We start from the raw sequence: 13,282 nt of genomic DNA, 5'->3' as shown, positions 1-13,282 counted from the left end.
TTTTCATTTTTCCAGAATCTGAGTCGTGTTTTGAATAAAAAAAATAGGAAAATGAATCGCATTGGACCCATCCCCCGTTATTTTTATGCTTGATTATTTAGCTTCTTCTGTGAGTGCCAGTTCTTCTTTCAAACTTTCAATGTATTTATAAGCGGCATCTCCTGCTATGGAGCCATCTCCAACGGCTGTCGCGACTTGTCGCAAGACGGTGTCACGTACATCGCCGACCGCAAAAATTCCTGGGACGGAGGTTTCCATATTATTGTCTGTTAAAATCCAACCTTCTTCGTCGGTAATTCCTAATTTCAAAAAGGCTTCTGTATTTGGAATAAGGCCGATATAAATGAATACTCCATCGGCTGGAAGTTCAGAGACTTCATTTGTTTTTACATTGCGTAAGACGAGCGCTTCAACGTTATTTTCGCCTTTAATTTCTTCAACCACGGTATCCCAGATGAACTTCATTTTGTCGTTACTGAAGGCGCGGTTTTGTAAAATTTGTTGGGCTCGTAATTCATCTCGTCGATGAATGACTGTGACTTCGCTCGCAAATTGAGTAAGGTACGTTCCTTCCTCAACCGCTGAGTCACCTCCACCTACCACGACGAGTGGACGATCGCGGAAGAAGGCTCCATCACAAACGGCACAGTAGGAAACACCTCGACCATTTAATTTGCTTTCACCAGTTACGCCTAATTTTTTATGTTCAGCTCCGGTAGAAATGATGACCGCACGTGCTTTGAATATTTTGTTGGCAGTCACAATTTGTTTATATTCTTTACCGTCAATGATTTCTCGCACATCACCAAAGGTATATTCTGCACCAAATTGTGTGGCCCCTTCGTACATATTGTTAGCAAGTTCTGGACCTTTAATGGATTTGAAGCCGGCATAATTTTCTACTTCTGCTGTATTAATTAATTGTCCACCAGGCACTCCACGTTCAATTAATAAGGTAGATAAATCAGATCTTGAAGCGTAAAGAGCGGCCGTCATTCCTCCTGGACCCGATCCTATGACTACTACATCATAAATTGTATCTTGTATTTCTTTTTCCATTTAATCATTCCTTACGTAATATCACTTGTTATCTTTAGTTTTTTAAAAGTCTATTTGAAGCTACTTTACTAGTATACAGGCTTTGACATGATCTGACGAAAGATTTGCTTAAAGAGAGGCTCTCACTCTATTCCGCTTTTCCTTCACGGCGCATCAACTCTAAGACCGTTTCAGAAACATTCGCTCCTTCGTAAACCACCTGATAAATCGCTTCGGTAATTGGCATTTCAATCGAGCATTCTTCAGCTAATTCCTTGGCTGCAATCACAGTAGATAACCCTTCAACAGCCATGCCAATCTCATCTTGAATCGTTGTTATATCATGGCCTTCGCCAATTAATTTCCCTGCTCGCCAGTTTCTAGAATGCACACTGGTAGAAGTCACAATCAAGTCACCTACCCCACTCATCCCCATAAATGTTCGGGGTTCTGCGCCAAGCGCAATGCCTAATCTCGAAATTTCGGCTAGTCCTCGAGTGACTAAAGCCGCAATTGCATTATCGCCGTAGCCTAGGCCTTTTAATGTCCCAGCTCCTATTGCGATGATATTTTTTAAAGCGGCGCCCATTTCCACACCAATAACATCCGTATTGCGATACACTCTAAAATAATCATTCATGAATAAATCTTGAATGATTTTAGCTACTTCTTCGTTTTCACTTGCAGAAGTGATACTAGTTAAATCTTGGACGACGACTTCTTCTGCATGACTTGGGCCAGATAGAACTGCAACGCCTTCTCTTTTCTCTTCAGAAATTTCTTCTTCAATAATCGTTGAAATTCTTTGATGCGTCTTTTGTTCTAAACCTTTTGAAGCGTGGACAATTATTTTTGGCTCTGTAATTAACGGCTCTAGTTGCTTGGTTAATTCTCGAATGCCCACAGTAGGAATCACGATTACAATCACTTTTCGATCGGTAATAGCTTCCTTTAAGTCCGTCGTTGCCGTGATGGATTCAGGGAAAATAACATCTTGAAAGTATTTTTTATTTGTATGGTGCTCATTAATTTCATTTACTTCCAAAAGCCCACTCGGACGTGACCAAATTTTTACATCATGGCCATTCTCTGCCAACACCTTAGAGAGCGCCATACCCCAAGACCCTGCTCCTAAAACAGCTACTTTACACTTTTTTGGTTGTTCCACAAAAATCCTCCTAATAATTAACCATCTCTATTTATTTTTATTTTCTTCGTCGTATTTCATCTTTTTCTTCTCAAATTCTTTTTCATAGGTCATCCCATCTGTGTAGTATTGAGGTTTTGGATAGGCGTAGTATCGTTGGTAAACAATTAAAGCCACTCCAAGTAAAATGATGAGGATCGAAACGATTTGTGAAACACGAAGGGAACCAATATATAAACTATCGGTGCGCATGCCTTCAATGAAGAAGCGACCGAAGCCATACCAGATTAAATAAAGGGCGGTAGATTCTCCCCGCAATAATAAATGCTTCCGATTTCGGATGAGTAAAATAACAATCACGCCAATTAAACTCCATAAGGATTCATATAAAAAGGTCGGATGATAATACGTGCCAGCGATGTTCATTTGCTCAATAATAAATTCTGGCAACATGAGTTTTTCTAAGAATTGACGACTCACTTCGACACCATGCGCTTCTTGGTTGATGAAATTACCCCAACGTCCAATCGCTTGCGCAAGCAATAAATAAGGAACTACTACATCCGTTAAAAGTAAAAGAGGCACTTTGTCTTTTTGACTTCTGTAATAAAAAGTTAAAAACCCCGCTATAATCCCACCATAAATGGCGATGCCCCCTTCCCAAATCGCAAAGATTTGTAAAGGATGATTTAAATAGTATTCTAACTCAAAGACGACGTAATACAAACGCGCTCCGATAATTCCAATGGGTAGCGTCCAAAAAGCCGTATCAATAATAAAATCTTCAGAAATACCTCTTTTCTCCGCTTCGCTTGTCGTTAAATAAATGGCTAAAATCATACCTGTAACAATAATAATCCCATACCAAGCGACTGAAATGGGGCCTAATTTAAAAGCAATTGGATCGATTGCCATTAGTTTAAACATATATTCCACCTTCTACAGTTCTAAAATTTTGTTGTTGCGTTACATGTTATTTTCTCTATAATCTCTTGAATTTTTTTCAATTAATTTTGTGAGGTTTGCTTCAAATTTCTCTGTCGCATCATACCCCATTTGTTTGGCGCGGATGTTCATCGCCGCGACTTCAGTAATGGTCGCTAAATTACGGCCGACTCGAACGGGAATATTTAACATAGGAACATCTACATTAAAGAAACGTTTGTTTTCGACGTCATTTCCTAGACGATCATAAGCATCATCTTTATCCCAGTTTTTTAGGTTAATGACTAAATCTAAAACTTGTGTATCACGAACCGCTCCAACTCCAAACATATTGGCAATATCAATAACCCCAACGCCACGAATTTCAATTAAATGACGTAAAATTTCCGGAGCTTCTCCAATAATTCGGCTTTCGTCCATCATATAAAGCTCAACTCGGTCATCTGCTACTAAGCGATGGCCTCTTTGAATCAATTCTAAGCCTGTTTCAGATTTTCCGATTCCAGACTCTCCAATAATTAAAACACCCATCCCATAAATATCCATAAATACACCATGCTGGTCCATTCTTTCGGATAAATACTCTTCTAAAAAGTTTGTGACGTTTGCAGCCAAACGAGTCGTACTGCGGTGCGACACCAAGACAGGAATTTCTGCTTTAGTGGCTACTTCAATTAATTCCTCAGGTGCTTCTTTATCTCTTGCGATTAAAAAAGCAGGAGTCTCTGGTTGACACATACGTTTAAAAATAATTTTTTTCTCTTCTGACGTCATTCGATTAATAAACGATATCTCTGTTTTTCCAAATAATTGAACCCGTTTAGAAGGGTAAAAATCAAAATAACCCGTTAGTTCAATCGCTGGCCGTGATAAATCACTACTTAATATTCTTCGATTTAAAAACTCTTCTCCAGAAGCCACTTTGATATAAGACATTTCTTCAATTAGCTCCCTAACTGTGACAACTTTTCCGCTCACATTATTCACCTCTAATTATTTTATGAATGGTCTCTTTTAAACTTTTATTTCACAAATTATATCGTATTTATATTTTTCAAGCAATAATACAATAATAGCATAGATTATCTACTTCGCCTATTTGATTAGACGAAATTTCCGGGATTTTTCACAAATATATAATGGAAAATTAATGAGAGAAGTTCATTATTCGTTTTAAATAACCACTTGCACGAGGTGAGGATCTCTCGCATGTTTCTAGCAGCGGTTCAGATGAGCGGGAGCACGCCTGCGCGTATTTATTCGGGATTTTTGTGGGGGTGGAACTACTTGCGCGTATTTATTTACAGTTTGTGTGAGGTGAAGCTGCTTGCGCGTTTTTATTCGTGATTTTTGTGCGGTAGAGCTATCTGCGCGCATTTATTCGCAATTTTTGTGCGGTAGAGCTATTTGCGCGCATTTATTCGGGATTTGTGGGCGGTGAAGCTGTTTGCGCGTTTTTAGTCACAATTTGTGGGCGTTGAAACTATTTACGCGCATTTATTCGGGATTTGTGTGGGGTAGAGCTATTTGCGCGCATTTATTCGAAATTTGTGTGCGGTAGAAAAATTTGCGCGCATTTATTTGCAATTTGTGTGGGGTAAAGCTATTTGCGCGCATTTATTCGAAATTTGTGTGCGGTAGAAAAATTTGCGCGCATTTATTTGCAATTTGTGTGGGGTAAAGCTATTTGCGCGCATTTATTCGAAATTTGTGTGCGGTAGAAAAATTTGCGCGCATTTATTTGCAATTTGTGTGAGGTAAAACTATTTGCGCGCATTTATTCGAAATTTTTGTGCGGTAGAGCTATCTGCGCGTATTTATTTGCAGTTTTTGTGCGGTAGAGCTATCTGCGCGTTTTTATTCGCAATTTTTGTGCGTTGAAACTGTTTGCGCGTATTTATTCAGGATTTGTGTGGGGTGAAACTATTTGCGCGCATTTATTCGAGATTTATGTGCGGTAGAGCTATTTACGCGTATTTATTCGGGATTTATGTGCGGTGAAGCTGTTTGCGCGCATTTATTCGGGATTTGTGTGGGGTAGAACTCACTGCGCGTATTTATTCGTGATTTTTGTGCGGTGGAACTATCTGCGCGCATTTATTCGCAATTTTTGTGCGGTGGAATTATTTGCGCGCATTTATTCGCGATTTGTGGGCGGTGAAACTATTTGCGCGCATTTATTTGAAATTTGTGTGCGGTAGAGCCACTTGCGCGTATTTATTTGAAATTTGTGTGCGGTAGAGCCACTTGCGCGCATTTATTTGCAATTTGTGTGCGGTGAAGCTATTTGCGCGTTTTTATTCACAATTTTTGTGCGGTGAAGCTATTTGCGCGTTTTTATTCGTGATTTTTGTGCGGTGGAACTATCTGCGCGCATTTATTTGCAATTTGTGGGCGGTAGAGCTATTTGCGCGTATTTATTCGAAATTTTTGTGCGGTGGAACTATCTGCGCGCATTTATTCGCAATTTTTGTGCGGTGGAATTATTTGCGCGCATTTATTCGCGATTTGTGGGCGGTGAAACTATTTGCGCGCATTTATCCGGGATTTGTGGGCGGTAGAGCCACTTGCGCGTATTTATTTGAAATTTGTGTGCGGTAGAGCCACTTGCGCGCATTTATTCGCAATTTTTGTGCGGTGGAATTATTTGCGCGTATTTATTCGGGATTTGTGTGCGGTGAAGCTGTTTGCGCGTATTTATTTACAGTTTGTGTGAGGTGAAACTGCTTGCGCGTTTTTATTCGTGATTTTTGTGCGGTAGAGCTATTTGCGCGCATTTATTTGCAATTTGTGTGCGGTGAAACTGTTTGCGCGTATTTATTTGCAGTTTTTTTGCGGTAAAGCTATTTGCGCGCAATTATTTACAATTTGTGTGCGGTGAAACTGTTTGCGCGTTTTCATTTGCAATTTGTGTGCGGTGGAATTATTTGCGCGCATTTATTTGAAATTTGTGTGCGGTAGAGCCATTTGCACGTATTTATTTACAGTTTGTGTGCGGTAAAGTTATTTGCGCGCAATTATTTGCAATTTGTGTGCGGTGAAATTATTTGCGCGCATTTATTCGGGATTTGTGTGCGGTGAAGCTGTTTGCGCGTTTTTAGTCACAATTTGTGTGGGGTAGAACTCACTGCGCGTATTTATTCGGGATTTGTGTGCGGGTAAGTTATTTGCGCGCATTTATTCGCGATTTGTGTGCGGTAGAACTATTTGCGCGTATTTATTCGGAATTTGTGTGCGGTAGGCTATTCGCACTTTATGCGCGGTAGACTTTTCTAGCTATTTTTCTGGTTCTCTTGGTGATTCATGGACACTTCATCGTGTTGGGAGCGACAGCGACTAAGGGAGGAATGAAAAAAATCCTCTACCATAGATTTTTCAGCCTACGGTAGAGGATTCGTTGTTTTTAAATGTTTGGGTTATTCCGATGTGACGAGGGAATTGACTAGGGACAAGATGATTGAAACTAAGATTGCTTGCCCGAAGGAGTGTACAACAAAACCTGGTACAAAATAGCTGGTTAGCCAAATCATTAGGCCGTTAATCACAAAATAGAATAGCCCGAGCGTAATGAGTGTAAAAGGTAAAGAGAAAAGCGTCACGATCGGTTTAACGAAGCCGTTTAACAGGCTTAATATTACTGCAGCAAGCACCGCGGATTGCCATTCGTAAACGTAAAACCCATTTAAAAAGTTAGCAAGGACTAAAAAAATCACGGTATTTAAAAGGACTCTTTGCCACCATTTCATATTTAAAAATCACTCCAGTCATCTTCATCAATTTCTTTTGCTTTTGGTGCATTTTTATCTTTATTGGCTGTTTGTTGTTCATCTGGTCTTTCGGGACGATCAAATGGTCGGTTTTCTCGACGATCTCTTGGGCCACGTCGACCTCTTGGACCTCTTGGATTTCTTCGATCAAAACGACGTCTATCCCGGTCGTATTCTCGAGGAGCTTTTGGAATAATGATAGCCGCTAAAATATAAAGCGGGATCACACCCCCAACGCCCACAAAAGTTAATATTACAAACCCAATTCGTAAAAGTGTTGGGTCGATATTGTAATGCTCACCGATACCGGCCAATACTCCGGATACTACTACATCATCTCTTGATTTTGTTAATCTCATCCAAACTCCTCCTTCCATTCTGGCTTTTTAGTGATTATTGCCTTCTGGAATAATCACTGAAAGTAAAAGATACAATAAGATTGGAGAGCCTACGCCTAGAAAAGTAAAGATTAAATAGCCCACTCGAACAATCGTAGAATCTACTCCAAAGTATTCGGCGATCCCACCACATACTCCAGAAATCATTGAATCTGTTTTAGATTTTGTTAATTTTTTCATCACTTTTTCTCCTCACTTTTTATTGATCGGTATCTTTAAATAAGATATTTCCTGTGGTTGTTTGAACATTTACACGACAAATTTCACCTGAACCGAGACGATGCAATCGGTGTGTTTTTCTCTTTTTTTCTTCGGTTAATGAAGTGTTTGTGTTTGAGAGACGGCTTTTTACTTTTCCAAAAGTAGATTTTGCTTCAATTTCTAGACCTGCATCTTCTGGGAAAGAAATCTTCACATCTCCGTTTACTGAGCCTCCAGCTACGCGGATTAGTTCGTCCCCTGTTAATGTTAAACGAATATCTCCATTGGTTGTGTTTATGTCAGAACTTTGAACATTCCCTATAATTCGAATATCGCTATTTACAGTGTTCACTAGTAAATCTCGTAAAGCTGCTTCTTTAAGTGTGATATCGCCATTCGTTCCTTTTAATTCTAACATCGTTGCTTCAAGAGTGTTTAATACAATGTCACCATTTGTGGCTTTTACATAAATATCTCTCACATTAAGCTCTTGGAAGGTAACATCTCCATTAAATGAATTTGAACGAATATAATCATAATCTCTTTTTGGTAGATAAATGATCATGTTAGCGGCAATATTTTTATTGGGAACATGGAAAGTAAATTTATCTTCATCGATATTTATCGTACTACGTGCTTCAAATGCTGCTAAAGGCGTTGCTTCTTCAACTTTTCCATAAAATTTAATGTTCGCGCTGATTTTAATATTCTCGTTTACACTTGGTTTAAATTGAATATTCCCGTTCGCGTTTTTGAAATCAAGGATCGTCGCAGTGGTGTCTTCGAATAACCATTCATGATCAAATTCACTTTGAACTTTTCTTGGGACGTTGAGGTTAAAATCAATGTCTTTCCAATCGATATTATCTAGGCTTTCTCGCGTGCTTTTCATAGTTTGACGGAAAACGTCTCCTAGTGTTTTTGAGGTTTCATCGAAAATATCACTAGCTTTATCGATGGTTTTATTGGCTCCTTCTCGCCATTCTTTAGGAATATCCATGTTTTCAGACACTTGTTTTGCTTTTGCTGTCCATTGTTTCATTTTGACGGAATGCATTTCTTTTAAATGCTTATTTTTTTCTTTATTTAAATCAGCTATTTCTCCACGTAATTTTTCAGCTTCGTCTTCGAGCTCTTTGATTTCTTCATCCGTGGAAGCAGTATTTTCTAATTGATTTAAATCTTCCATCGCTGTGGTTAGTTCTTCATTTAAGCTTTTGAGTTCTTCATGATTGTCCACTTCGTCAATGGTTGAAATGAGTTCGATTTCTTTTTGAAGGTTAACAATTTCATCTTCGAGTTCTTTTTTATTTTCATGATACTCTTCATTTAATGAATCTTTTCGGTCGGTTAACTCTTCTTCTACATCGGTTAATTCTGCTTTTGCATCGGTTAACTCTTCATTTAAACCATCAATTTCAACAGAAAATTGGTTTAATTCGTTTGCTATATTTTCTAGCTCATCTTCAAACTCTTTCTTTTCTTCTTGATTTAAAGAATCGAACTCTTCTTGATCCTCTTTATCTTCTTTGTCCTCTTGGTCTTCGAACCCTTCTTCAGAAAAATCTTCGGTTGCTTCAGCTTCATCTTTATGATCATCTGTTGTTTTTTCAGTAGTGAATTCTCTTTGTTCCGTTTGTTTTGATTCTTTTTTAGCCACATTTTCTAATAAATCGAGGGCCTCATCTACAGACAAAATTCCTTCACGAACTAATTCTAAAATTCTTTCGCGCTCACCCATTATTTTTCCTCCTTGTAATGGATAATTAAGGGTTACTCTTTTAAAGAATCCTTAATTAGCATTTCTTCATTTCTACAATCCCATTATCTAATAAATAAGCGGAGTTGTCATAGGTCTACAGTCTGATTTCAAAAAGAAATTTATGCTTCTTCCTCTTCTTTTTATTATAACACTGTTAAACGACTCTTCAAACCTCTCTGCTCTTTGATTGAAACATTGATTGAAGAAACAAGAGTGACGTTCTCCTTTTCAGAAACACGAATCATATTCTTGGATTATACCTAGAAAATATTAAATATGAAACATTATAAAAATAACTTCTCCCGTCTAACATTTAGGCGGAAGAAGTTATTTTTTCGTTATCTTTTAGTCTAAAACATTCTTTAAAAATTGACCGGTGTAACTTTCGGGAACTTCTGCAATTTCTTCAGGGGTTCCTGTTGCGATAACTGTTCCTCCACCATTTCCACCTTCTGGTCCTAAGTCGATAACGTAATCAGCCATTTTAATGACGTCTAGATTATGCTCAATCACTAATACTGTATTCCCATTGTCCACTAAACGATTGAGAACTTTTAATAAACGGGCAATGTCATGCGTGTGTAAACCGGTGGTTGGTTCATCCAAAATATAGAAATTCTTCCCGGTTTGGATTTTTTGCAATTCACTGGCTAATTTCATCCGTTGAGCTTCTCCCCCAGAAAGAGTCGTTGAGGATTGTCCTAAACGAATGTAACCTAATCCAACATCATAAATTGTTCTTAATTTACGTTCAATCTTTGGAATTTTTTTAAAGAATTCGAGTGCTTCTGTCACGGTCATATCCAAAACATCCGCGATTGATTTTTCTTTGTATTTTACTTCTAATGTTTCAGAATTGTATCGTTTACCATTACATACTTCACAAGGGATATAAACATCCGGTAGGAAATGCATCTCAATTTTTTTGATACCGTCTCCTCTACAAGCTTCACAGCGGCCACCTTTTACATTAAAACTAAAGCGACCTTTTTTGTAACCACGTATTCTTGCTTCGTTGGTTTGTGCGAATAATTCACGGACATCGTCAAACAAACTCGTATAAGTGGCTGGGTTACTTCGTGGTGTACGGCCAATAGGACTTTGGTCGATATTAATGACTTTTTCTATGGATTCATAGCCACTAATTTCATCAAATTTTCCTGGTTTATCTGTGGATCGTCCGACGACTCGTGCTAAAGCTTTTTTCAATACACTATTAACGAGAGAAGACTTGCCGGATCCAGAAACTCCTGAGACCACATTAAATTTACCTATTGGAAACTCAACATCGATATTTTTTAAATTATTTTCAGCAGCTCCGGTCAATTTGACTTTCCCTTTATCTTCCGTTCGTCTTTCTTCAGGGATTTTTATCTTTTGTTTCCCAGATAAATATTGCCCCGTAATGGAGTCTTTATTTTTTTCTACTTCTTTCGGGGTTCCTTGGGCAATGACTTTTCCGCCATTTTCTCCGGCCCCTGGGCCAATATCAATTAAATAATCTGCTGCTCGCATGGTATCTTCATCGTGTTCTACGACGATTAATGTGTTGCCTAAATTACGCATGGTTTTTAAGGAGTCAATTAAACGGTTGTTGTCTCTTTGGTGTAAACCGATGGACGGTTCATCTAAAACGTACATGACTCCGGTTAGGTTTGAACCGATTTGAGTTGCTAAACGAATTCGTTGGGCTTCCCCGCCGGATAAGGTTCCAGCTTGTCGGCTGAGCGTTAAATAATCGAGGCCCACATTTTGAAGGAAGTTCAAGCGGTCGGAGATTTCTTTGTGAATTGGTTTGGCAATCATTTGATTGCTTTTAGATAATTCTAATTGATCAAAGAAGGCTAAAGCTTCGCCCACTGAAAAATCACTAACATCCGCAATATCTAAATTATCAATTTTAACACTTAGTGCTTCACGATTTAGACGCTTCCCATTACAAACTGGACAAGGAAGTTCTGTCATATATTCACCCATGACTCGACGTGTATAATCACTAGAAGTTGTATGATAGCGGCGTGAGATATTATTTATAACCCCTTCAAAAGGCATGTCTGAGTCACGAACATTTCCAAAATCATTTTTATAATTAAAATGAAATTCTTTTTCTCCTGAGCCATATAAAATGAGTTCTCGTTTGGCTTTCGGTAATTTTTTAAAAGGAACTTGCTGGTCAATATCAAATTGTTCACAGAATTGCCGTAACATTTCCGGATAATATTGAGAACTAATTGGTTGCCAAGGAACAATCGCACCTTCTGCTAATGTTTTTGAGTCATCTGGAATCACTAAATCAATATCGACAATTAATTTCGTTCCTAAACCATCACACTCACTACAAGCCCCGAATGGCGCGTTGAATGAAAAGAGTCTAGGTTCTAAAGTAGGAATTGTAAAACCACAGACTGGACATGCGTGATGCTCACTAAAAACAATTTCTTCGCCATCAATCACATCAATTGTTGCATAGCCTTCTGCTAATTCTAAGGCTGTCTCTAAAGAGTCAATGACACGAGAGCGGATACCTTCTTTAATGACTAAACGGTCTACTACAACATCAATATTGTGTGCTTTATTTTTTTCGAGTTCAATTTCTTCCCCAACATCGACCATTTCTCCATCAATGCGCATTCTGACATACCCATCACTTTGGATTTTTTCAAGAACTTTTTTATGTTGACCTTTTTTTCCTTTAATTATGGGTGCTAGGACTTGGATTCGGGTTCGTTCAGGCAATTCTTTAATTTGTTCCACCATTTGATCCACGGATTGACTAGAAATTTCCGTTCCGTCATTGGGACAAATTGGAGTACCCACTCGTGCGAATAATAATCTTAAATAATCATTGATTTCAGTGGTTGTTCCCACTGTTGAACGAGGATTATTGCTGGTTGTTTTTTGATCAATCGAAATAGATGGACTAAGACCATCTATGCTATCAACATCCGGTTTATCCATCTGTCCTAAAAATTGACGGGCAAATGCTGATAGAGATTCTACATAACGTCTTTGCCCTTCCGCATATAACGTATCAAACGCTAAAGAGCTTTTCCCAGAGCCAGACAATCCAGTAATGACGACAAATTGATCACGAGGAATTGTTACATCAATATCTTTTAAATTATGAGTTCGTGCACCATGTACTTCTATTTTATCATTTGCCACTAACATCATTTCCTTTTTACATTTTTTACTTTTACCTGCTTAATTAGAGTCATTCTTCTCGTCTTTATATTATATCAAGAAACCAACAAAAAATACAGAAGATACGTTCGGATAACCCAAATTTTCTTCTCCACTATAACACGAAAAGCCAGCTAACTCTTCTAAGTTAACTGGCCAAAAATTTGAACTTTTAACTTCAATCTAAATCCACAATTTCTCCCGTATCTAAATAAACAATCCATTCAGCAATATTTGTAATGTAATCCCCGATTCGTTCCAAATGCATCCCCACAAAGGAATAATCCGCTGCAGCTAGGACCGACTCTGAATCGCTTTTCATTAACTCAATTGATGACATACGCAACTGATGGTATTGTTCATCCACTTCATCATCCATTTGAGCCGTTACTTTTGCTTTATCCACATCAAATTCTACAAAAGCATCAATAATATCTGAACACATACCATTGATTTTATCCCCAATTTGGGCAATTTGTTTTTCTAAACCTGCATCACGTTTATTACCTTTAACATTAATCGTAACTTTCGAAATGTTTTCCGCATGATCGCCCATTCGCTCTAAATCCGATGAAGCCCGCATAACCGCTAAAACTCTTCGTAAATCCGACGCATTGGGTTGTTCTAAAGCAATAATTGCATAACACTTTTGATCAATCACATTTTCTTTTTGGTTAATTTTAAGGTCCCCATCAATTACTTCTTGGGCTAATTGTGCATCATGATTAATTAAAGCTTTTACCGATTTATAGATGGCTTCATTCACCATTCGTCCTAATTGAGATAATTCTCGGTGAATTTCAGCTAATCTTTCATCAAATATGCTTCTCATACATTGTCC

The 13,282-nt window shown here is 38.2% G+C and carries 10 protein-coding genes; all 10 read right to left on the bottom strand.

Annotated elements, in window-relative coordinates; translation table 11 throughout:
• Positions 1 to 93: 93 nt before the first annotated feature.
• Positions 94 to 1,059 (bottom strand): thioredoxin-disulfide reductase, encoded by a 966-nt coding sequence (gene trxB, locus BUB96_RS00320; RefSeq protein WP_073294462.1) that lies wholly within the window; start codon positions 1,057 to 1,059, stop codon positions 94 to 96.
• 127 nt (positions 1,060 to 1,186) lie between these two features.
• On the bottom strand, positions 1,187 to 2,206 hold the full coding sequence (locus BUB96_RS00315) for an NAD(P)H-dependent glycerol-3-phosphate dehydrogenase (RefSeq protein WP_268761840.1): 1,020 nt from the start codon (positions 2,204 to 2,206) through the stop codon (positions 1,187 to 1,189).
• A gap of 27 nt (positions 2,207 to 2,233) precedes the next feature.
• Entirely contained in the window at positions 2,234 to 3,112 is an 879-nt protein-coding gene (gene lgt, locus BUB96_RS00310; RefSeq protein ID WP_073294456.1) for a prolipoprotein diacylglyceryl transferase, read from the bottom strand.
• Positions 3,113 to 3,151: 39 nt separating this feature from the next.
• The gene (gene hprK / locus BUB96_RS00305; protein WP_268761839.1) at positions 3,152 to 4,108 is read right to left on the bottom strand and encodes an HPr(Ser) kinase/phosphatase; all 957 of its coding nucleotides are present in this window, start codon (positions 4,106 to 4,108) and stop codon (positions 3,152 to 3,154) included.
• Positions 4,109 to 6,546: 2,438 nt separating this feature from the next.
• Positions 6,547 to 6,876, bottom strand: a complete 330-nt coding sequence (locus BUB96_RS00300) for a phage holin family protein (protein WP_073294452.1) — start codon at positions 6,874 to 6,876, stop codon at positions 6,547 to 6,549.
• A gap of 2 nt (positions 6,877 to 6,878) precedes the next feature.
• Positions 6,879 to 7,256, bottom strand: a complete 378-nt coding sequence (locus BUB96_RS00295; protein WP_073294449.1) for a PspC domain-containing protein — start codon at positions 7,254 to 7,256, stop codon at positions 6,879 to 6,881.
• 27 nt (positions 7,257 to 7,283) lie between these two features.
• Positions 7,284 to 7,475: a PspC domain-containing protein gene (locus BUB96_RS00290; RefSeq protein WP_073294444.1), complete on the bottom strand. Its 192-nt coding sequence runs from the start codon at positions 7,473 to 7,475 to the stop codon at positions 7,284 to 7,286.
• A gap of 19 nt (positions 7,476 to 7,494) precedes the next feature.
• Positions 7,495 to 9,237 carry a daptomycin-sensing surface protein LiaX gene (liaX, locus tag BUB96_RS00285; RefSeq protein WP_073294441.1) on the bottom strand — a complete coding sequence of 581 codons (1,743 nt, stop codon included), beginning with the start codon at positions 9,235 to 9,237 and terminating at the stop codon, positions 7,495 to 7,497.
• Positions 9,238 to 9,603: 366 nt separating this feature from the next.
• A complete protein-coding gene (gene uvrA / locus BUB96_RS00280; RefSeq protein WP_073294438.1) occupies positions 9,604 to 12,423 on the bottom strand; it encodes an excinuclease ABC subunit UvrA in 2,820 nt (939 codons plus the stop codon).
• Positions 12,424 to 12,619: 196 nt separating this feature from the next.
• Positions 12,620 to 13,273, bottom strand: coding sequence for a phosphate signaling complex protein PhoU (gene phoU, locus BUB96_RS00275; protein ID WP_073294435.1), 654 nt, complete (start codon positions 13,271 to 13,273; stop codon positions 12,620 to 12,622).
• Positions 13,274 to 13,282: the final 9 nt, after the last annotated feature.

Origin of the sequence: Atopostipes suicloacalis DSM 15692, assembly GCF_900129085.1 — a bacterium.
In the GTDB taxonomy this organism is placed as follows: Bacteria; Bacillota; Bacilli; order Lactobacillales; family Carnobacteriaceae_A; genus Atopostipes; species Atopostipes suicloacalis.
Note: the sequence above shows the minus strand (reverse complement) of the source record. Positions and strands in the feature narration are given on the sequence as shown.